At 64.3% G+C, this 20,010-nt stretch carries 18 protein-coding genes; 6 read left to right on the plus strand and 12 right to left on the minus strand.

Annotated elements, in window-relative coordinates; translation table 11 throughout:
* The first annotated feature begins 163 nt into the window (after nt 1–163).
* Together HKL97_RS10945 and HKL97_RS10950 are read left to right on the plus strand one after the other, a co-directional pair.
* Complete coding sequence (locus HKL97_RS10945) at nt 164–721, plus strand: cytochrome b (protein ID WP_291425249.1); 558 nt, start codon at nt 164–166, stop codon at nt 719–721.
* A 15-nt stretch (nt 722–736) separates the two neighbouring features.
* Nucleotides 737–1,291 (plus strand): YceI family protein, encoded by a 555-nt coding sequence (locus tag HKL97_RS10950; RefSeq protein WP_291425251.1) that lies wholly within the window; start codon nt 737–739, stop codon nt 1,289–1,291.
* Here the strand turns inward: HKL97_RS10950 and dmeF are convergent.
* From dmeF to HKL97_RS10965, 3 genes are read right to left on the minus strand one after another with little or no spacing between them, the layout of a single operon-like run.
* Nucleotides 1,288–2,532, minus strand: coding sequence for a CDF family Co(II)/Ni(II) efflux transporter DmeF (gene dmeF / locus HKL97_RS10955; protein WP_291425253.1), 1,245 nt, complete (start codon nt 2,530–2,532; stop codon nt 1,288–1,290). The two genes, HKL97_RS10950 and dmeF, sit on opposite strands and share 4 nt — an antisense overlap.
* A 7-nt stretch (nt 2,533–2,539) precedes the next feature.
* Entirely contained in the window at nt 2,540–2,818 is a 279-nt protein-coding gene (locus HKL97_RS10960; RefSeq protein WP_291425281.1) for a metal/formaldehyde-sensitive transcriptional repressor, read from the minus strand.
* 50 nt (nt 2,819–2,868) lie between these two features.
* A complete protein-coding gene (locus tag HKL97_RS10965) occupies nt 2,869–3,573 on the minus strand; it encodes a glycerophosphodiester phosphodiesterase family protein (RefSeq protein ID WP_291425255.1) in 705 nt (234 codons plus the stop codon).
* Nucleotides 3,574–3,656: 83 nt separating this feature from the next.
* Here HKL97_RS10965 and ispD point away from each other — a divergent pair, with 83 nt between their 5' ends.
* Nucleotides 3,657–4,349, plus strand: a complete 693-nt coding sequence (ispD, locus tag HKL97_RS10970) for a 2-C-methyl-D-erythritol 4-phosphate cytidylyltransferase (protein ID WP_291425258.1) — start codon at nt 3,657–3,659, stop codon at nt 4,347–4,349.
* Nucleotides 4,346–5,119 carry an enoyl-CoA hydratase gene (locus tag HKL97_RS10975; RefSeq protein ID WP_291425260.1) on the plus strand — a complete coding sequence of 258 codons (774 nt, stop codon included), beginning with the start codon at nt 4,346–4,348 and terminating at the stop codon, nt 5,117–5,119. Before ispD ends, HKL97_RS10975 begins: the two co-directional genes overlap by 4 nt.
* Before the next feature lie 35 nt (nt 5,120–5,154).
* On the opposite strand, the gene HKL97_RS10980 is transcribed toward HKL97_RS10975, so the two are convergent.
* The 7 genes from HKL97_RS10980 to HKL97_RS11010 all read right to left on the minus strand — a co-directional run bounded on the left by HKL97_RS10980 (nt 5,155) and on the right by HKL97_RS11010 (nt 15,997).
* The gene (locus HKL97_RS10980) at nt 5,155–5,502 is read right to left on the minus strand and encodes a zinc ribbon domain-containing protein YjdM (protein ID WP_291425262.1); all 348 of its coding nucleotides are present in this window, start codon (nt 5,500–5,502) and stop codon (nt 5,155–5,157) included.
* A gap of 50 nt (nt 5,503–5,552) precedes the next feature.
* Nucleotides 5,553–6,869, minus strand: coding sequence for a glycosyltransferase (locus HKL97_RS10985; RefSeq protein WP_291425264.1), 1,317 nt, complete (start codon nt 6,867–6,869; stop codon nt 5,553–5,555).
* 7 nt (nt 6,870–6,876) lie between these two features.
* On the minus strand, nt 6,877–7,665 hold the full coding sequence (locus HKL97_RS10990) for a hypothetical protein (protein ID WP_291425266.1): 789 nt from the start codon (nt 7,663–7,665) through the stop codon (nt 6,877–6,879).
* A 221-nt stretch (nt 7,666–7,886) separates the two neighbouring features.
* Nucleotides 7,887–10,679, minus strand: coding sequence for a glycosyltransferase (locus HKL97_RS10995; protein WP_291425268.1), 2,793 nt, complete (start codon nt 10,677–10,679; stop codon nt 7,887–7,889).
* Complete coding sequence (locus tag HKL97_RS11000; RefSeq protein ID WP_291425271.1) at nt 10,597–12,444, minus strand: tetratricopeptide repeat protein; 1,848 nt, start codon at nt 12,442–12,444, stop codon at nt 10,597–10,599. The genes HKL97_RS10995 and HKL97_RS11000 overlap by 83 nt, the downstream gene beginning before the upstream one ends.
* Before the next feature lie 6 nt (nt 12,445–12,450).
* On the minus strand, nt 12,451–13,878 hold the full coding sequence (locus HKL97_RS11005) for an HlyD family type I secretion periplasmic adaptor subunit (RefSeq protein WP_291425273.1): 1,428 nt from the start codon (nt 13,876–13,878) through the stop codon (nt 12,451–12,453).
* Nucleotides 13,847–15,997 carry a peptidase domain-containing ABC transporter gene (locus HKL97_RS11010; protein WP_291425282.1) on the minus strand — a complete coding sequence of 717 codons (2,151 nt, stop codon included), beginning with the start codon at nt 15,995–15,997 and terminating at the stop codon, nt 13,847–13,849. Before HKL97_RS11010 ends, HKL97_RS11005 begins: the two co-directional genes overlap by 32 nt.
* 366 nt (nt 15,998–16,363) lie before the next feature.
* Between HKL97_RS11010 and HKL97_RS11015 the strand changes: the two genes are divergently transcribed.
* Nucleotides 16,364–16,855, plus strand: coding sequence for a GNAT family N-acetyltransferase (locus tag HKL97_RS11015; RefSeq protein ID WP_291425275.1), 492 nt, complete (start codon nt 16,364–16,366; stop codon nt 16,853–16,855).
* A gap of 48 nt (nt 16,856–16,903) precedes the next feature.
* On the opposite strand, the gene HKL97_RS11020 is transcribed toward HKL97_RS11015, so the two are convergent.
* Both HKL97_RS11020 and HKL97_RS11025 read right to left on the minus strand, forming a co-directional pair.
* Nucleotides 16,904–18,076 carry an iron-containing alcohol dehydrogenase gene (locus tag HKL97_RS11020; RefSeq protein WP_291425277.1) on the minus strand — a complete coding sequence of 391 codons (1,173 nt, stop codon included), beginning with the start codon at nt 18,074–18,076 and terminating at the stop codon, nt 16,904–16,906.
* 1 nt (nt 18,077) lies between these two features.
* Nucleotides 18,078–19,439: a glutamine synthetase family protein gene (locus HKL97_RS11025; protein WP_291425279.1), complete on the minus strand. Its 1,362-nt coding sequence runs from the start codon at nt 19,437–19,439 to the stop codon at nt 18,078–18,080.
* Nucleotides 19,440–19,618: 179 nt separating this feature from the next.
* Between HKL97_RS11025 and HKL97_RS11030 the strand changes: the two genes are divergently transcribed.
* The coding region (locus HKL97_RS11030) for an amino acid permease (RefSeq protein WP_291425280.1) at nt 19,619–20,010 on the plus strand (392 nt) is incomplete at its 3' end.

A 20,010-nucleotide genomic window follows, 5' to 3' on the forward strand; every position in this document is an offset into this window, starting at 1 on the left:
ACCTTCAACGCCTCGGGCGTGAACATGCTGAGCAAGCAATACACCGTGGGCTTCAACGCCACCGGCCATATCAAGCGCAGCGACTTCAACCAGAAAACCTACATCCCGCTGATCGGCGATGATGTCACGCTCATCATCAGCGCGGCTTTCGTCAAATAATCCTGTGGCGCCAACACGCTACCACACAGTCGCGATCATCCTGCATTGGGTGATCGCGCTGGGCATCCTGGTGCAGATCGTCATGGGCCTCGCCATGACGCATCTGGCCATCCCCATCGGGCTCAAATTCCAGCTCTACCAGCTGCATAAATCCATTGGCCTTACGGTGCTGCTGGCGGTTTTTCTGCGTGCCGCCTGGCGTCTGGCCAATCGCCCGCCCGCCCTGCCGGCCACCATGCCCGTGCTGGAGCGTTTCGCCGCGCAAGCCACGCATTGGCTGCTTTATGCGCTGATGTTCGCCCTCCCGCTCACCGGCTGGGCGGAGGTTACCGTCTCGCCGTATCATATTCCCACCGTCCTTTTCCGCCTGGTGCCCTGGCCGGATTTTCCCGGTCTCGCCGGCTTCGCGGGCAACAAGCTGGCTGACGCCATCGCCACCTTCGTGCATACGCGGTTGGCATTCGTGCTCATGGGCCTGCTCGGCCTGCACGCCGCCGCCGCCCTGCGCCACCATTTCCTCCTGCGCGACGGCATTCTGCGCCGGATGCTTCCCTTCCTTTAACCAAGGATTTCTAAAATGAAACGCCTCTTCTCCGGGCTGGCGCTGTTCGCGCTCGCCTGCTCCCCGGCGCTTGCCGCCAACTGGGCGATGGTGCCCGCGCAAAGCACGCTGGGCTTCTCCGGCGTGCAGACTGGCACGCCCTTCCAAGGCACATTCGGGCAATGGAGCGCGCAGATCAGCTATGATCCCGCAACCCCCCAATCAGCCCATATAAAAATCACCATCGCCACATCCAGCGCCAAAACCGGCGACACCCAGCGCGACGAAGCGCTCCCCGGCGCTGACTGGTTAGACGCGAAAGCCTTCCCCCAGGCGGTGTTCGAGGCTACGGGCTTCACGCCCGAGGGCGGAAGCAACTACCAGACCACCGGCACGCTCACGATTCGCGGCATCAGCCAGAAGCTCACCCTGCCGTTCTCTCTGGTTGTCACCGGCAATCAGGCCTTGGCCAAGGGCCAGATCACGCTCAAGCGTACCGATTACGGCGTCGGCCAGGGCAGTTGGGCCACCGGCGACTGGGTGGCGCTCAACGCCGGGGTTAATTTCACCCTGGTGGCGAACAAAAACTAAAGCGCCTGCCGCACCTCAACAGTGAGGTGCGAGAGCGCGCGGAAACGCTGCAGGCGGAGGCGGTAATATTCCGCATCGCGGCCCTGGCTGGTGGTCACCGCCACAATGGCGCCCAGATGGCCAGGCCCCAGGCGCCAGAGGTGCAGGTCGGCCAACTCGTCGCCGCCCTCCTCGATGGTCTGGCGCATGGTTTGCGCCATGTCCTGATCGGGGTTCATGTCGAGCAGAATGCCCCCCGTGTCGCGCACCAGCCCCACCGCCCAGCTCGCGATGACGCAGGCGCCGACGATACCGGCCAGCGGGTCCATCCACATCAGGCCAAACAGCTTCGCCGTGAACAGGCCGATGATCACCAGCACCGAGACGGCGGCATCAGCCATCACATGCACAAGGGCCGCGCGCATGTTGTTGTCGCGCCCGGTTTTCTCATGCGCATGCTGGTGTTCGGCATAGATGACCGTGTGGCTCTCGCCATTGATATGCGCGGTGGCGCTGAATTCATGCGGCTCGGGAATCTCCCCGGCTGACTCCAGATAGCCGCCGCGCGAGAGCATGGTGAAGGTTTCGGTGCGGCCATCGGGGCGCAGAATCTCGATCCGCGCGCTCGCGGGCAGGGGGGCCGTGCCGGCATACAGCCGGAAGCAAGGCGGCACACCCTCCTCGAAAATCTCCAGACTCAGCGAGCCGTTTTGCGTATCCAGGCGGCGCACTTCGTCATGCCCGTGCCCGTGGTCATGCCCGTGGTCATGCTCATGGCCGTGCCCATGATCATGTCCATGGCCGTGCCCCCCGCTCAGCAGCCAGGCGCTGACCACGTTTACAACCAGCCCCAGCACGGCAATCGGGATCGCCTGATTAAAATGAATCGGCACCGGCGCGAAAAACCGGCGCACGGCCTCAAAGCCGATCAACAGCGCGATCATGCCGAGGATGATCGCGGAGGTGAACCCGGCAAGATCGCCGAATTTGCCGGTACCAAACGAAAATCGCGGGTCATGCGCATGCTTGCGGGCAAAGGTGTAGGCCAGGGCCGCCAGCAACAGGGCGCCCGCATGGGTGCTCATGTGCAACCCGTCAGCCACCAGCGCGATTGAGCCGAACCACCACCCGCCCGCGATCTCCAGCACCATCATGGCGGCGCAGAGCCAGATCACAATCCATGTGCGGCGCTCGTTCTGTGCATGGGTGCCGCCAAGAAACACATGGTCATGGACGGCGGCGTTCGGGCGGCTCTCGGTCATGGCAATCTCATTTCAGATAGGTTCGGATCACGCCGAGCAATTGCTCAGCGCCTTCGGTGTTCAGTGCGCCGGGGTGTTTTTCAGGGTCAACCAGATGTGTCAGCACATGCTCCTCCACCACCTCGGCCATCAGCCCGGCGATGGCCCCGCGCACTGCCGCGATCAGATGCATCACCTGCTCGCAGCCGGCCTCGGCCTCCAGCGTGCGTTCTATGGCCTCAACCTGGCCTTTGATCCTGCGCACGCGCGCCAGGAGTTTTTGTTTGCCGCGCACGGTATGGGTCATGCTGTCTGATAACATACCCCCCCACCCTATAAAAGGGGGCGGCAGTTATCTCAAACAAACCGCGACGGATAATCGGTGATAATCCCGTCAACCAGCGGCGAGAGGCGGTGGAAATCCTGCCCCGTGTTCACCGTCCAGGCAAACAGCTGCAAATTCAGCGCCCGGGCTTCGGCAATCTGCGAAGCCTCCATGGCCTCGTGCAATCCGGCCCAGCCCCAGGCGCCGCTGGCCGCCACCGCGTGCGGGAGCGTCATGCCGCTGAACCCATTCCCCCACCAGAGTTCGCGCGCCGCCGCCGTGCCGGGCGCCGTCAGGCACACGCGCGGCAAATCCGGCGCGCGCGCCGCCACCGCGCGGAGCACCGTCCAGTCGAACGCCAGTATGCGCACCCGCTCCAGGGGCAGCCCCTCCAGCACGGGCAGGATTTTCTCCACCATCAGCGCCGGGGTGTGCGACAAGCCGGGCTGGTCGGGAAATGTTTTCACCTCCAGCAGCCATTCCACGCCGGGCACCGCGCGCAGGGCCTGCGCCAATGTGGGGATAAACCCCGGCAGATCGGCGGCGTTCAAATCCTTTATCAGCCCGCCGCACGCCAGCGCGGCGTCATGATGCAGCACCGGCACAAAATCCGCGGTCATGGCGATGTCGGTCTCGATCCCGGCGAGGCCGAGCGCCCGCGCGTAAGCAAAGCCCTCCAGCGTGTTTTCCGGCCGCTCGCCCCGCGCTCCGCGGTGCCCGTAGAGTTTTGCCCGCACCCCCGCCTCCGCATCGTTGAACTGTTTTCCGCCGCGTGCTTATCGGGGGTGGATTTTCCGCTCATTTCGCCGCAGGGACAAGCATGAACATCGCGATCATCGTCGCCGCCGGCCGTGGTTACCGCCTTGGCGGGCCACTGCCCAAGCAATATCTGCCGCTGGCCGGGCAGCCCATCCTGCGCCACACCATTCAGGCCCTGGCCGCGCATCCGCGTATCGGCGCCGTGCAGGTGCTCATCCACCCCGACGATACGGCGCTCTACACCGCCGCCACCGCTGGGCTGAGCATCCTCCCGCCGCTGTTGGGCGGCGCCGCGCGGCAGGATTCGGTGCGCCTGGGGCTGGAGGGGGTCGCCGCGCTGAACCCCGCGAATGTGTTGATCCACGACGCGGTGCGCCCCTTTATCACCCATGCCACCATTTCCGCCGTGCTGGATGCGCTGCAGCACTCCCCCTGCGCGCTGGCTGGCGTACCCCTGGCCGATACACTCAAGCGCGTTGAAAACGGCCGCGTCACCGCCACGGTGGACCGGGCCAATCTCTACCGCGCGCAAACGCCCCAGGGCTTTGGCTTTGCCGCCATCCTCAAGGCGCACCGCCAGGTGCAAGGGCTGGGGATCGAGTTCACCGATGATTGCATGATCGCCGAGCATCTGGGCATGCCGGTTGAAATGGTCCTGGGCTCGGAAGACAATTTCAAGATCACTACCGCGCAGGATCTGCAACGCGCCGAGATTTTCCTAAAAACCAAGCTTCAGGAAGGAGCCTCACCATGAGCTATGAGACCATCATCGTCGAACAGAAGGGCCGCGTCGGCCAGATCACGCTGAACCGCCCCCAGGCGTTGAACGCGCTGAACAGCCAGCTGATGAACGAGTTGGTCACCGCCGCCGAGGCGTTTGACCGCTCGCACGAGACCGGCGCCATCCTCATCACCGGCTCGGCCAAGGCCTTCGCCGCCGGGGCGGACATCAAGGAAATGCAGAACAAAACCTATATGGAAGCCTATTTGAGTGATTTCTTCTCCACCTGGGACAGGTTGAGCGCGTTGCGCACCCCGCTCATCGCGGCGGTCGCGGGCTTCGCGCTGGGCGGCGGCTGCGAGTTGGCGATGATGTGCGACATTCTGCTGGCGGCCGACACCGCAAAATTCGGCCAGCCCGAGATCAAGCTCGGCATCATGCCCGGCATGGGCGGTTCGCAGCGGCTCACCCGCGCTGTCGGCAAGGCCAAGGCGATGGAAATGTGCCTCACCGGGCGCATGATGGGCGCCGAGGAAGCCGAGCGCGCCGGCCTCGTGGCGCGCATCATTCCTGCGGATCAACTCCTGGAAGAGGCGCTGAAGACCGCCGGCACCATTGCATCCATGTCAAAACCGATCGCGATGATGACCAAGGAAACCGTTTCGCGCGCGTTTGAATCTTCGTTGCGTGAAGGCATCTTTTTCGAGCGCCGCCTGTTCCATTCGCAATTTGCCACCAACGACCAGAAGGAAGGCATGGCCGCCTTCATCGAGAAGCGCCCGGCGCATTTCACGCATTCCTGATGCGGGCAGGGCAGGGGCCGCGTGCCCCTGCCGTCTCACACCTTGCGCAGGTAGCAGGCTTTCAGCATGAAATTGCCGGCATCCATCTTGCAGTCCACCTCATGGTCCCCGCCCACAAGCCGGATGCTCTTCACCTTGGTGCCGACCTTCAGTGTGGTGGAGGAACCCTTCACCTTCAAATCCTTGATCAGCACCACGGAATCACCATCGGCCAGGACGTTGCCGTTGGAATCCTTCACCACATCGCCGGCATCGGCGCTGGCATCCGTTCCGGCAGCCTCTTGCATTGGCCATTCATAGCCGCAGTCGGCGCAAACGTAATTCGCGCCGTCCGGATAGGTGTTTTCCATGGAGCATTGCGGGCAGGCGGGATTTGTTGACATGCCCGCCTTATACCAAGCGCCGCCGGGAATGACACTTGGTGCCGGAAGAATTATTTCTTCACGGCTTTTGCCGTCTTGCCCGTCCTTGCGGTTTTCACGGCTTTCTCCGTCTTCGCTTGCGGGGCCAGCAGCGTCTTGCCGGTGATCTCCTCGATATACGCGCGGTAGCGCGTGAGATAATCCTTCATGTCGAGGTGTTTTTCCGCAAAGGCCCGCGCCCCCGCCCGCAATCGCCCGGCTTTTTTGGCGTCCTGCAAAATATGCAGCACTGTCGCGGCCAGAGCGCCATGGTCCCGCGTGGGCACCACCAGTCCGTTTTCCTCGTGCTTCACAAATTCGGTCACCGTCTCGGTATCGCCGCCCACCACGACGCAACCCACCGCCATCGCCTCGCGCAACGACCATGATGCCACGAACGGATAAGACAGATACACATGCGCGTCCGAGCGCTGCAACAGCGTCAGATGGTCCTCGTAGGGCACCTTGCCCATGAAATGCACGCGGCTAAGGTCTATGTTTTCGCCCAGTTCGCGCATCATCACCTCGCGCCAGGTGCCCGCCGGTGCTGGCGCGCCATAGCTGATATCATCGCCACCCACGATGGAAACCACCACATCCGGCCGCGCCGCCAAAATAGCCGGCAACGCGCGCATGAAAGTATGGAAGCCGCGATAGGGCTCCAGATTGCGCGCGACATAGGTAATGAGCTTTTGCTTCGGCGTCACGCTCAGCGTGCCAACCGTAACGGTTTTTTTGCGCAACGCCGGGTTGGCCTTGCAGATGTCGAGATTAACACCCTCCTCGATCAGGCGAATCTGCTTGCGCGCCCATTCAGGATAGGTGCCAAGCTGCCAGCGTGTCGGCGCCTGGCCGTACTGCTCCAGCGCGAGCGCCAGCAGGTTCACGGCGTTTTTGCCGCGCACGGCTGAAAACCGTGCCTCCGCCATCGGGAATTCCGGATCGAAATTCACATCCGTGCCAAGGATGCGGTAGTAGAATTCAAAATAGCCAAGGATCGGCACGCCGGGGAACACATCCACCAGGTTGAGCATTTCCCCCCAGCCGTGATGGCCGATGATGATATCCGGCTTGAAGCCGAGCGCCTTGATCTGCAACGCTCCTTGATAAGCCGCCTGCCCCCGGCGGGTCGCCATCTCGAACTCGCGCGCATCCAGATGCACGCTGGCAGAAATGGCTGGGGGCTTTGAATACGTGACCTTGCGTACCCCCGTCATGTTGTTGAGATTCGGTTCAGTCATGAACAGAATCTGGTGCGTGCCCTCACATGCCTCGTTATCGGCGATCAGGCTGCGCACGAGGTGCAGATACTGGCCAGGAAAATTCTGATGGACGAAGAGAAAGTTCACGGTGCGGTCAGCGTTTTGTCTTGCCCCCCCGGCGGGTGCGCGGGGTCAGGGTAATCTGGAAAGCCTCCAGCGGCGCCAGGGTATCGCCCTCGCAGGTTTCATCATTGCCGGAAGGCCCCGCACTGGTGCCGCCGACGAAGCTGGCTGAGCAGCTCACCTCATAATTCTCCGCAGCCTCGCCGCTCAGGCGGATGCGCAGGCCGAGCAGCGGCAGGGCCATCCCGCGCGAGCCGCAATACTGCCCGGCTTCCACCCAGGGGGAGAGCCAGCCGCGGCCAAGCACGGCCTGGTATGATAGATCCGCCGGGTTGATCCCTTCCGGCGCATTGAGCGCAAACCCCTCGATCCAGTTTTGGCTGCCACGCTCGCCCAGCCATGTGCCAAACTTCGCGCCGACATCGCCGCGCGTCTGAATATGGGCCATCATGTCCATGACCTCAGGCGCGGCCGCCGCGGCCGCCGCGGCGGGCGCCGGTGCGGCGGCGGGGGCATTGGCGGGGGCCACCGGCATGTCGGCGGCGGTGAGCAGCTGGCGCACCTGTAGTTTGGGTGCCGCATCAGGCATGTTGGGCAGTTGATACACGGTCACAAGCACCTGCGCCGGTCCCTTGCGGATGCGCACCAGGGCCGCATCGCCGCCGGCGTTCATCCAGCCATCAGCGCGAAAGCCCGAGATTTCCACATCCTGCCCCCCGGCTGGCGGCGGCGAGATGCGCACGCCGGGCATGCCGTTGTTCTGGCTGGCGGCGGGATTTGCCTCATTAACGATACAAAACAACCCCGCGGGCAAGGTCATCAGATGCCCTGAAACCTTGAGCTCCTGTACAGTTGTCTGGTTATTGCCGGCAGCAGGTTCCGCGGTCGGTTGCGGCGAAGATTCTACGGGTTTTTGTGCTTGTTTTACCTGAGCCATCTAAAGTCCTTAAATCTGCAGCCGTTGTAATAAGAGCTTAAATACCTGTCGTTTCTAGCGCAGTATAGCCATAAGATGTCACTTTCGATTTAAAAAAAGCGCCATTATCCGTGGGTTGGCATCCAGTTCAGCAAAATATCATTAATCCGTTGCACCGGCAGGCCAAGCGGCAAAGTCAGGCCCCGCCCGCTCGCGCGCAGGCGTTCGGCCTGGGCGCCAAGGTCGAACGTCACGGCGTAGAGTCCGGCGCGCCAGGCTTCCCCGAGCGCGAAACACCAGGTTTCCGGCCAGATCGAGGGTAAAAATGCGAGGTCCGGCGCAAATCCGGCGATCAGGCTTTGCGCCTCGCCCTCCTGGTAATGCCCGGTGACGAAAATGCGCCCCGTGGCGAGCAGCCGCTCGTCATCGGCGCTGCCCCCCGCGACGATGAATTCCAGCGCCAGGCCCCGCGCCGCCGCATCTTCGGCGCAGGCTGTCAGTAGTTCAAAGCCTTTGGCCGGGCCTATGCCGCCAATCACGATGATGCGCCGCGCCCCGGTGCCGGGCGGGCGCGGCCGGGCAGGCAGGGAGTCATCCTCCCAGGGGACGACTCGCGCCACGACGCCGGGAAAATGCCGCGCGATCCGCTTCGCGGCATCTGGGGAGGGGACCGTGATCCGCGCCGCCCCCGCGAATTCGGCGGCCGAGCGCTTCAGCAGGGCAGGGACGCTGAGCGCCTCGTAAATGCCGGTGGGGTCACGCGCGCAGCAGGCGATGCAGCCGCGCACGTCCGGTTCGCCGCAATAACGCGGCTGGGCATCGGGCTCCGGGCGGGTGAGCAGGTTCACGCGCGGGCAGAAGCTGGCGTAATCATGGACCACGATCTCCTGCGGTACACCCAGCGCCTTGGCCAGCGTGCGCACGCCCGGGTGGTGCCCAAGCGTGTGGTGCAGAATAACCCTTTGCACGCCCAGATTTTTGAGCAGGCGCCGCAGCGCCGGGCGCTCTCGCGGCAGGGCGTAGGCGAGATTGGGCGTATCCTTCGGGCTGCCCTCGCTCAGCAGCGTGGGCCAGGGATAGGGCGTGCTCAGCGGATCATCGGGAAATTGCGTGAGCAGCAGCAACGGGCGCAGACCTTGCGCGCGCCGCGCCGCCATATCGGCCTCCACCTGCCGGGCAACGCCCCCGCCATGGCTATGGGAGATCAGCAGCACGCTCTCGCGCCCCGCATCCGCGCGCAGCCGGGCGGCATCCAGCTTTGCCCGCGCCGGGCGCAGCGGATCGGCGGCGATGAAACCCGTCACCAGATCATGATATCCCGGATACAGCCGCTCCAATATGCCAAGATTGCGTAGCGTCAGCCCCTGCGCGGCGGCGCGGAAGGAAACCCCGCCCGCATGCCCTACATACGCTCCCAGCGCGGCCTGGTGCCTGAACCCTTTGTGGCGCGCGCGCAGGCACCAGTCATTTTCCTCGCCATAGCCCTGCGCGAAAATCCCGGGCCGCAACCCGCCCACGGCCCGCAGGCAGTCGTGCCGCAGATACATGCAGAACCCGACCCCGGTGGGGATCTCCAGGCTGGCGTGCCCGTTGCTGCGGCGCGCCAGCGCGTCCAGCGTCACCGCGTCCGCGAGGCTGGGCATCGGGTTGCCGCCGCCGGGGGCCGGGTAGCTTAAAATTGACGCCTCGTTGGCAAACGGTGTCACCGAGCCGGTGGCGGCATCGGCATAGGCCACCGCGCGCATTGTTTTCACCGCACCCGGGGGGAGCAGAATGTCGCTATTGAGCAGCAGCACGTCATCCCCGGCGGCGGCTGTCAGCCCGGTGTTCACCGCGGCGGGAAAGCCCTGGTTGGTTTCGTGGCGGCATAAAACAATGCGCCCCGCCGCCACCAGCCCATCCAGCCAGGCGGCCAGTTCTGGCTCGGGCGTGGCGTCATCCACCACGATGACCCGCGCAAGTCCCGCCACGGCGAACACGCTCTCCAGGCAGGCTTTGGTCTCCTCCAGCCCGCGATAGGCCGGGATCACCGCGCTGATCTCCCGGCGCGCGGGCAGGCGGGCGCGCCCCCGGCCGCGCTGTGCCGCCGGACGGGGCGCAATGGCGGCGAGCGCCTCGGGATCCAGCGGGCTGCCCGCGATATGCCGCCCATCCGGGCCGCTTAGCGTAAAGGGCGGGGTCAGCCCCGCCAGCGCGCGCGGGGCGATTTTAAAGCCATGGCGGGGCAGCAGCGGCACGCCGTCGTCGGCGGGCAGAATTTTGCCAAACTTTACCGTGCGGCGATGCCCGGCGGCGTCGCGCAATGTGAGTCGCGGCGGCGACTCCGGCGCGGCCGGGCGGCAGGCCCAGCCGCTTATTCCCCCATCACCAGTCAGCGCCACCAACCCTTCAACGCGCATAAGCGCCGCCCGGTCCAGCGGCGCGCCGAGCAACCGGCCCTTGCCCTGTCCGCGCGTCTCGCCCCGCGTGTCCAGCCCGCAAAAACCATCATACCCGGCGGCGGCGGCAATCTGCCCGGCGAGGGCGGCAAATCCTGGTTCATCGGGCAGGCAATGGCGCGCCAGCAGGCAATTCAGCGCCGCCGCCGCGCCGGGCGGGTCGCCAAGCCTGCGTTTGGCCATGGCTAACCCCAGCCAGGCCGTGGCGCTGTCGTAACGCTGCGCGACCGCCTCAAAATCCCCCGCGGCGGCGGCAATATCCCTCGCGCCGCCGCTCAGGCGGAGCCGGGCAAGGTCAAGCGTGATGCGCGGGTCACCCGGCGCCAGCCGGGCGGCGCGTTCCAGCCAGGGGATGCTGGCCTCATCCAGGCCGCGCTTCCACGCCGCCGCCGCCGCGTCACTCCGTGGCGGAGGCTTCAGCTTCAACTTCAGCTTCAACTTCAGCTTCAACTTCAGCGCTGGCTTCCGGCGCCGCTTCACTGGCCGGCGGCGTCAGCGCGTCAAGGTCGTGTTGCGCCTCGGCAATGCCGCCGTTCAGCGCCTGGGTGAACCAGTGCCGGGCTTCGTCCAGATCAACCTCGGTGGCGATGCCCCGCGCCAGATAGCGGCCCAGCATGAGGCAGGCCAGCGGATGCCCGCGCCCGGCCGCGGCGCGGTAACAGGCGAGCGCACGCGCCCGGTCGGTAGGAATATCATGCCCGCCGCCATACATGGCGCCCAGCGCGAACATGCCTCTGGCATCGCCCCGGTTGGCGGCGCGTTCATACAATTGCCGCCCGGCCTCGTGGTCGCGCGGCCCGCCGGCACCCTTCAGGCACAAATCCGCCAGGGCGATCAGCCCGTCCGGCAACTCGGCATCGGCGCATTTCTGTAGCCAGGCACGTGCCTCTTGCGGGTTGGCGTCCACCCCCCGGCCTTCCGCGAGCATAATGCCGTACCAGTATTGGGCGTTCAGCACGCTCTCGGCCGCATGGCGCATCCATTTGGCGGCACGCGTGTCGTCACGCTCCACCCCCACGCCCTGGCTCAGGCAAACCGCGTAGTTGAACGCGGCGACCAGGTCGCCCGCTTCGGCGGCCTGCTCAAACCATTCATGCACCGGCGCCGGTTCGGTCAGCTTCGGGCTGGTCTGGCCGCTGAGCAGCAGCGAGGCAAGGTCGGCCTTCGCGGTCTCGTCTCCCGCCTCGGCGGCGCGGCGGAACCAGATGGCGGCTTCATCCGGGTTGCGCGGCACGCCGGTGCCGGTGAGGTAGAGCAGCCCTAACGCCCTGGCGCTGTACTGATGCCCCAATTCGGCAGCGGTGCGGAACCATGAGGCGGCTTCAGCGTAGTTGGGCGGCAGCTTGCCGTCGCCGCGCGCGTATATCTCGGCGACCAGCGCCGCCGCCTCCGGATCCCCCGCCAACCCGGCGCGGCGCAGCCAGGATTCTCCCTCAACCTGGTTAGCCTTGATGCCGATGCCGTTGAACAGCATGTAGCCGTATTTCGCCTGTGCGTTGGAGAGATTGGCCTTGGCGGCGACCCCGTAGTGTTGCGCTGCCAGCGCCGGGTCGGCCGGCAGGTTAATCCCCATGTCATAGAGCAGCGCGAGGTAATAATGCGCGGCGGGCAGCTCCGCCTCGGCCGCCCGGCGGATATGGGCGACGGCTTCCTCAGGCGCGCCGCCCGCGGCCTGGCGCAATAGCGTGATCCCGAGGCCCAGATGCCCCTGCGGCGCCCCCGCCTGCGCGGCTTTCTCAAACCAGGGCAGGGCCTTGGCATCATCGCGCTGCGGCCATTTCGGGTTGGAATAGATGAACCCGGCCATCAACTGCGCGTCGGTGTCGCCAGCCTCGGCGGCGGGCACCGCCCAGCGCAAGGCGGTGCTGAAATCAGGCTCATGGTTTTCAGATTCCGCAGCCGCCGCCTGCGTGAACAGCGAGGCCCCGGTGAGCGCCGCGGCATCCTCGCGCATGCCGAACATATACAGCCCGGCCAGATTCCGGCTGGCCGCCATGTCACCTTTTTCCGCCGCGCGCAGAAACCAGCGCGCCGCCTCCACGGCATTGCGCCGAACCCCTTCGCCCGTCAGGTAATGCCGGCCAACTTCGCGTTCGGCCTCCGCGATTCCCGCCTGCGCCGCGACGTTGAACAGTTTGAGAGCCCGTTCAAATTTCCGCTCCGCATACAGCGCATGCGCGCGCGTGAGCGCGCTCTGCGGCTTGCGCGCGGCCATACGGTCCGCGATATCCTCTTTGATGCTCATGGCGTCTTATGGCTCATGCATGCTCTGGTAGACCACGGGCAGTATCTGCCGCATGAAATAGGCCAGCATCGTGCGCTGCCCAACCTTCACATCCGCCTCCACCGGCATGCCCGGCATCAGGTGGAAGCCCGGCGGAACATTATGCAGGTTCAGCACGTCGATCGAAATCTGCGCCCTGTAGAACAAATCACGCGGGGCGTTGGGCAACGGCACGCCGTTCACCCCATAGGCCTGCTGGTCGAGCGGGTTGATGCTCTGCGGGCTGATGGAGGTCACCGTGCCGAACATCTGGCCATATTGCAGATACGGGAGCGTGTTGAGCTTGATGGCAACCGGATCTCCAACCGAGACATAACCCGATTGCGACCCGTCGATATCCACCTCGACGCTGAGCGGCGCGTTCACCGGGGTCAGGTCCATGAAGCTCTGCCCGCTTTGCAGCTGGCTGCCCACCGAGACAGGCGCAATCGACTGCACAATGGAATCCTGCGGCGCGGTCAGCACCACCAGCGAGTTGTTCAGCTTCGCCTTGGCCAGCGCCTGCTGCGCCTGCGCCAGATTGTTGAGCGCGGTGGCCAGCTGCTGCGAGATATTGGCCTTCCACTGCTGGATCGAGCTGTCGCGCTGGGCTGTTACCGAGGCGATCTGCTTCTCCGCCGCCTTGGCGGAAGAAAGCGCGCTCTCGAGCGACGCCTGCATGCCGACCCGGTCATCCGTGGCGGCCAGAGTGGCCAGTTTGCTGCCCACCTGCAACTGCTGCAAATCCTTGCGCATGGCCTCCACATTCGTGGCAATGCCGAGCCGCTGGCGATAGTAGGCCGCCTGTTCGTTATATCCTTTAATCTGGGTCTGCAGCTGGTTTATCTGCTGGTCGTAATACTCCACCGTGGAGTTATACTGGCCGATCTGCTGGTTATAGGTCTGCAACGCCAGGGTGGCGGCCGGGTTGTTGGGGTCGCCGTAATAGGGCTGGCCGTTTTCCTGGGCCTGCAACTGCGCCACCTGCGCGGCGTAGCTTTGCTGCTGCTGGGTCAGCGATGTCAGATCGGCCTCGGCATAGGTCGGGTTCAGCGTCGCCAGAACCTGCCCCTTGGCGACGAACTGCCCCTCATGCACGTTGATGCTCTTGAGGATGGAGGCCGTCGAATCAGCGGCAAACGCCTGCACGACCGTATCGGGATCGGCGGAGACCAGCGTGCCGCTCGAGGTGACGAGCTTGTCAACCGGCATCACGCCCGAGGCGGTGAGTCCGGAGAGCACAAGCGCGCTGACGAACCAGTTGATATAGCGCCCCGCGAACGGCACCGGCGTGGCGATGACAGCCGCGGTCGGCGACTGAAATTCCAGCACCGCCAGCGGCAGCGTCTCGGCCTTGGCCACGGCGTGGTCCGGAGCAAACGCCTTAGGCAATAGTCGGCTTAGGCGCAGCAGCATGAGCGTTTCCTTGTGGGTCGAGATGGCGGTTCTGTTGCAGCCACAAATGGCGATAGATGGCACAACGCTCCACGAGTTCGTGATGCGTGCCGATATCCATGGTGCGGCCGCGATCCAGGACCATGATGAGGTCGCAATCAATCAGCGAGGACAGCCGGTGCGAGACGATCACCATGGTCCGTCCCTGCGCGATGCGCAGCATGTTGGCGTTCACCAGCGCCTCGCTCTCGGGGTCCAGGGCGGAGGTCGCCTCATCGAGGATCAGCACCTTCGGGTCGGAGATCACAGCGCGCGCAATCGCCAGGCGCTGCTTCTGCCCGCCCGAGAGGTTGGGCGAGCCTTCCTGGATGAATGTGTCATAGCCATGCGGCAGGCGCTCGATGAATTCCTCCGCCCCGGCCAGCCGCGCGGCCCGCACCGCGTCCTCAAAGGAGAGCCCCGGCCGCCCGGCGATGATATTGTCCTTCACCGAGCCGCGGAACAGGAAGTTGTCTTGCAGCACCATGCCAAAACTCTTGCGCAGATGCCGTAGATTGATCTCGCGCATATCCGTGCCGTCGATCTTGATGGCGCCCGAATAGTCGCGGTTGATCCCCTGCAACAGCCGCGTGACGGTTGATTTCCCCGAGCCCGAGCGCCCCACCAGCCCCAGCATGGTTCCCGCCGGGATCTTGAAGCTCATCTTGTCCAGTGCGGGCGTCTTGGAGCCTTCATAGCTGAAGGTTACATCGTCGAACTCAACAGCGCCCTCAAAACGCGGCCGCAGCCCGTGGGTCAGCGCGCGCTTCTCGTTCGGCCGGTTCAGGATCGAGCCAACCTGCCCGATCGCGGCCTGCGCCTTTTGCACGTCCTGCATCACCGTCGCCAGGCTCACCAGCGGCCCCGCCACCCGTCCGCCGAGCAGCATGTAGCCGGTGAGCGCGCCAATATCGAGCGGGTTGTTGGAGTTCATGGCGATATAGGTGCCAAAGATCATCACCCCGTACTGGCTGTAACGCTGCAGGGGCATCACCAGCATGGCCGGCCAGTTCGCCAGCCGGCCCATCTCCATGCCCAGATTGGCCGAGGTGGCAACCTTGCGGTCCCAGTCAGCCGCCCGGGTCGGTTCCAGCGCCAGCGCCTTCACCGTGCGGATGCCGTAAATGGTCTCGACCAGCACCGAGCCCTTGGCCGATTCCGCGGCAATCAGCTTGCCGGTCATGATCCCCAGCGGGCGCAGGAAGATGCCGATGATCACCGCGATCAGCGCCGCGGCGATCAGCACGGTCCAGGCCATCGGGGCGCTCATATAGAAAAGGATCGGCAACAGCAGCGCCACCATGAACACATCGATGAAGGTGTTCATCAGCCGCCCGGTCAGAAATTCGCGGACCAGATAGATCTGCTGCACCTTGTAGGTGAGCACGCCTGCCTGCTCACGTTCAAAAAACTCGATCGGCAACGACACAAGCCGGTCAAAAATCCGCAGGTTGAGCCGCGCGTCAAGCTTGGTGGCGATCATCACCTCCAGCAGCTTGCGTCCGAAGGTCAGGATCATCTCAAAGCCGGTGGCAAGGACGATCAGCACCGTCACCAGCGCCAGCGTGTTCCAGCTATGATACTGGATGACCGTGCTGATAACCCGCATCACCATGAAGATCGGGATGATGCTGAGGATGGTAATGGTGATCGACGCGATGCCGATATCGCGCAGCAGCGCCCGGTCCGACCATACCAGCCGGGCTAGCATGGTAAAATTGAAAGCCTCGTCGTCCGCGCTGCCCTCGCGCGAGGCGCGTACGAGCAGGGTGGCGCCGCTCCAAAGCTGTTTCAGCCGCAGCTCATCCACCGGCGCCGCCGGGTCGCTCACCCGCCCGCGCGGGTCACGCAGCAGCAACACCTGGTTCTCCGGGTCACGCCCGGTCACCAGCGCCGCGCCACCATCGTCGAGCAGCAGGATGATCGGCGCGGCATCCTCAATGCGCATCAGCTGGCGGAAGGTCATCGGCGCCCCGCGCGCCCACAGCCCGGCGTCCTTCAGCCAGTCAAGCAGAACCAGCGGGGAGGGCGCGGACTGGTCCGGCTGCAGCCGCAGGTTTTCAGGGTTCAACTCAACGCCATGGTAACGCGCCACATTCATCACCGCGGCCAGCCGCGCCTGCACCAGCGGGCTCACGTTGATCTCGGCATCCATCAGCGCCGCCATGTCCAGGTTGGGCGCGCTCTGGTCCGTGGCGGAACTCTTGCCCGGATCGCGCGGTGTATCGTTCATGCGGCATCAACCTTCTCTGGACAGCGACTTAACCCCGGTCACCCAGGGGGAGGTACGCGGCTTATGCCCGAATTGTACGCGCGAGCACAACGCCATTCGGCCCGCCTATCATTAAGGTTGTGTTTTTGAGGCGTGATTTCCTTAAAATGCCATGTGCCAAGCACTCTGGCGCTATTCAATGCGCGGGGAATCTGCGAATCTGGAATGGTTCTAAACAGTGTATCAGGGTCTCGCATGGAAATCGTAAGCGCCGTTGAAGCCGACCTGCCGGACATCCAGTCAATCTACGCGCATCATGTCCTTGCCGGCACCGGCACTTTTGAGGAATCGCCGCCCTCGCTTGAGGAGTTCCAGGCCCGCCACCGCGCCGGAATCGCTGCCGGCCATGCCTGGCTGGTGGCGCGTGATGCCTCGGGCTGCCTGGGCTTCGGTTATTACGGTCCCTTCCGCACGCGCGAATCCTACCGCTTCACGGTGGAGGACAGCGTCTATGTTCGCGAAAATGTGCATGGCCAGGGCGTGGGCAAGGCCATTGTGGCGGCGCTGCTGGCCCATGCCGCGGCGGCCGGCTTCAAGCAGATGCTGGCGCTGATCGGAGATTCCGAGAACGTCGCCTCCATCGGCGTGCATGCGAGCCTGGGCTTCCAGCCCGCCGGCACCATGCGCAAGGTCGGCTATAAATTCGGCCGCTGGCTGGATGTGGTGATCATGCAAAAAGCACTCTGAGGCAGCCCGGGCCAAGGGCGGCAACCCCCTGGCCCGGCGCGGCAACCGTTACGCGCCCAACCCCTCCAGCGAACCCTTCATCGCCGCGTTGAGAATCCGCTTCATGTCGGCGGCGGTGGCGGGGCGGGGGTTGTCGGGCGTGTTGGGGTCGAGGAAGGCTTCCTGCGCCAGCCCGTCCAGCGCATCTTCCGTCACCTTCAAATCCACGATGGTGTGCGGAATTTTCAGCGCCGCGCGCAATTCCAGCACCCAGGCCATAAACCCGTCGAATCCACCTTCAAGCCCGAGGCAGCGCGCCAGCACCGCCATCCGCTCCTCGATCACCGGCCGGTTATAGGCCAGCACATAAGGCATCAGCACCGCGTTGGTCAGCCCGTGATGCGCATGGAAGCGCGCGCCGATCGGGTGGCTGAGCGAGTGGATCGCCCCCAGCGCCTTCTGGAACGCGGTCGCCCCCATCGAGGCGGCGGCCAGCATGTTCATGCGCGCATTCGCGTTGCGCGGCTCGTTCACGGCGGTGATGAGATTGTCCTTCACCAGCAGCATCCCCTGAATGGCGATGCCATCGGCGATGGGATGGTAGAACGGCCCGTAATAAGCCTCCAGGCAGTGCGCCAGCGCATCCATGCCGGTCCAGGCGGTGATGCTGGCGGGCAGCCCGAAGGTCAGTTCGGGGTCCAGGATCACCAGCCGCGGCAACATCTGCGCGTGCAGCAGAATCAGCTTGCGGCCAATGCTCGTGTCGGTCACCACGCTGGCGCGTCCCACTTCGGAGCCAGTCCCCGCCGTGGTCGGCACCGCAAAAATCGGCGGCAGCGGGCGGTCCAGCTCCGGCCCCGCCCGTGTGATCTCAAAATCCCACAGCGGGCGCGAGGTCGATACCGCGAGCGCGATGGTCTTGCCGCAATCCAGCCCCGAGCCGCCGCCGACGGCGATCACCGCCTCCGCCCCATGCGCCTTATAAACCTCAGCCCCCGCCGCCACGTTGGCGGCAATCGGGTTGGGGTTCACATCATGGAACACGGCCGGCGCAATGCCCTGCGCCTCCAGCCCCGCCACGATGGCCGCGAAAAACGGCAGCCCGGCAACGCCTGGGTCGGTCACAATCAGCACACGCTTGAGCCCAAGCGCCTTCACCCGGCCCGGCAGTTCGCCAATGCGCCCCGCCCCGGCCAGAATCTCAGTCGGGATACGCCAGGTGCCGCGTAATTCGATCGTCATCTCACATCCTCTCAAATGACCGGAAACGTTCCCAGTCGGTAACAGCCGCGTTGAACGCGTCCAGCTCAACCTTCGCCATATTGGCGTAATGCGCCACCACCTCGGCGCCGAAGGCAGCCTTGTTGAATTCGCTCTCGCCAAACAGCTTCGCCGCCTCCGCCAGCGTGCCGGGCACGCGCGGCAACCCGGAGACGTAGGCGTTGCCTGTAAACATCGGCACCGGCGGGAGGTCGCTCTCCACCCCGTCCAGCCCGGCGGCGAGCATGGCGGCCAGCACCAGATACGGATTCACATCGCCGCCCGGCAACCGGTTCTCCACCCGCAGTGATTTGCCGTGCCCCAGGATACGCAACGCGCAGGTGCGGTTGTCCATGCCCCAGGCCAGCGCGGTAGGCGCGAAGCTGCCGGCGGCAAAGCGTTTGTAGGAGTTGATGTTGGGCGCGAAGAAGAATGTCAGCTCCGGCGCATGTTTCAGCAAACCCGCCAGAAACTGCAGGAAGAACTTGGAGGGGCTATGCCCGTCCTCGCCCAGGAACACCGCCTTGCCGTTGCCGTCGCGCAAGGAGAGATGCGTATGGCAGGAGTTGCCCTCACGCTCGTTGAACTTGGCCATGAAGGTGATGGCATGATCCATCGACGCGGCGATCTCCTTGGCTGCTTCTTTATATATAACATGCGCGTCGCAGGTGGTCACCGCATCGCTGTAGGCGAAGTTGATCTCATGCTGCCCGAGGTTGCATTCGCCCTTGGAATTTTCAACCTGGATTCCCGCCGCCTCCATCGCGTTGCGAATCGCCCGGATCACCGTCTCCACTCGCGCGGTGCCGAGAATGGAATAATCGTTGTTATACTGGTTCGCCGGGGTCAACCCGCGATAGGCGCGGTTCCAGGCATCCTCGTAGGTATTCTTGAAGAGAATGAACTCAAGCTCGGTGGCGGCAAACGCGCTCAGCCCGTGCGACGCCAGGCGCTCCAGCTGCTTCTTCAGCATGGTGCGCGGCGCGACGTCTGCCGGGCGGTGGCCTTTCAGCTCGATGTCGCACAAAATAATCGCAGCCCCCGGCTGCCAGGGGGCAAGGCGCAGGGTTGAGAGGTCGGGCGCGAAGATGAAATCCCCATAGCCTTTTTCCCAGGAAGTAAGATCGTACCCAGGAACCGGCGCACATTCGATGTCGGTGGCAAGCAGGTAGGAGCACCCCTCGGCAGCCTCGGCGGCCACTGAGTCGAAGAAGAATTTCGGCATCACCCGCTTGCCCTGTAGCCGGCCCTGCATATCCGGCGCGGCCATTATAATCGTATCAATCTGGCCGCGTTCGCTCATCTCGCGCAGCGCCGGCAGGGTCAGTTTCGGTTCGTCAGCCATGGGTGCCTCCCTCTATTTTTCCGATATAAGCACAGCTTTGGCGGCGCGAGAATGACAGCGCAACACACCAGCTCCCGCGTTAAATGACAGGGCGTTAAGTTTCGCTTGAAGAATGTGGGGGCTTCTGCCTAGACTGCCTCAATCATTAATGGTGGGTGAGCCACCCGAGGGGGTTAAAGATGGCGGACCAGACGGAACAACAAATTCTCGCGGCCGATGCCGCGACCCTGCACAAAATGGGGTATGCGCAGGAACTATCCAGGCGCATGCACGGGTTTTCAAATTTTGCCGTATCGTTCTCCATCATCTGCATTCTCGCCGGCGGCATCACCTCCTTCCAGGTCGGCTTCTCCACCGGCGGCGGGCTCACCGCCATTGTCGGCTGGATCGTGGGCTGCACCTTCGCCCTCATCGTCGGCCTCTCCATGGCGCAGATCGCCTCGGCCTACCCCACCGCGGGCGGCCTGTACCACTGGTCTTCCATTCTCGGTGGGCGCCGTATCATTAAAAAAACAAAATGGTTCAACATGCTGGGACTAATCTTAGTCATCTCATCTGTAGATCTCAGAGC

The sequence above is a fragment of the Acidocella sp. genome (assembly GCF_013044125.1).
In the GTDB taxonomy this organism is placed as follows: Bacteria; Pseudomonadota; Alphaproteobacteria; order Acetobacterales; family Acetobacteraceae; genus Acidocella.

Coding starts and splice junctions, on each gene's coding strand:
- HKL97_RS11020 (WP_291425277.1), bottom strand. CDS start 18,076: ATGACGATCGAATTACGCGGCACCTGGCGTATCCCGACTGAGATTCTG.
- HKL97_RS11005 (WP_291425273.1), bottom strand. CDS start 13,878: ATGCTGCTGCGCCTAAGCCGACTATTGCCTAAGGCGTTTGCTCCGGAC.
- HKL97_RS11000 (WP_291425271.1), bottom strand. CDS start 12,444: ATGAGCATCAAAGAGGATATCGCGGACCGTATGGCCGCGCGCAAGCCG.
- HKL97_RS11025 (WP_291425279.1), bottom strand. CDS start 19,439: ATGGCTGACGAACCGAAACTGACCCTGCCGGCGCTGCGCGAGATGAGC.
- HKL97_RS10950 (WP_291425251.1), top strand. CDS start 737: ATGAAACGCCTCTTCTCCGGGCTGGCGCTGTTCGCGCTCGCCTGCTCC.
- HKL97_RS11015 (WP_291425275.1), top strand. CDS start 16,364: ATGGAAATCGTAAGCGCCGTTGAAGCCGACCTGCCGGACATCCAGTCA.
- HKL97_RS11010 (WP_291425282.1), bottom strand. CDS start 15,997: ATGAATGTGGCGCGTTACCATGGCGTTGAGTTGAACCCTGAAAACCTG.
- dmeF (WP_291425253.1), bottom strand. CDS start 2,532: ATGACCGAGAGCCGCCCGAACGCCGCCGTCCATGACCATGTGTTTCTT.
- HKL97_RS10990 (WP_291425266.1), bottom strand. CDS start 7,665: ATGACCTTGCCCGCGGGGTTGTTTTGTATCGTTAATGAGGCAAATCCC.
- HKL97_RS10975 (WP_291425260.1), top strand. CDS start 4,346: ATGAGCTATGAGACCATCATCGTCGAACAGAAGGGCCGCGTCGGCCAG.
- HKL97_RS10960 (WP_291425281.1), bottom strand. CDS start 2,818: ATGACCCATACCGTGCGCGGCAAACAAAAACTCCTGGCGCGCGTGCGC.
- HKL97_RS10980 (WP_291425262.1), bottom strand. CDS start 5,502: ATGTCAACAAATCCCGCCTGCCCGCAATGCTCCATGGAAAACACCTAT.
- ispD (WP_291425258.1), top strand. CDS start 3,657: ATGAACATCGCGATCATCGTCGCCGCCGGCCGTGGTTACCGCCTTGGC.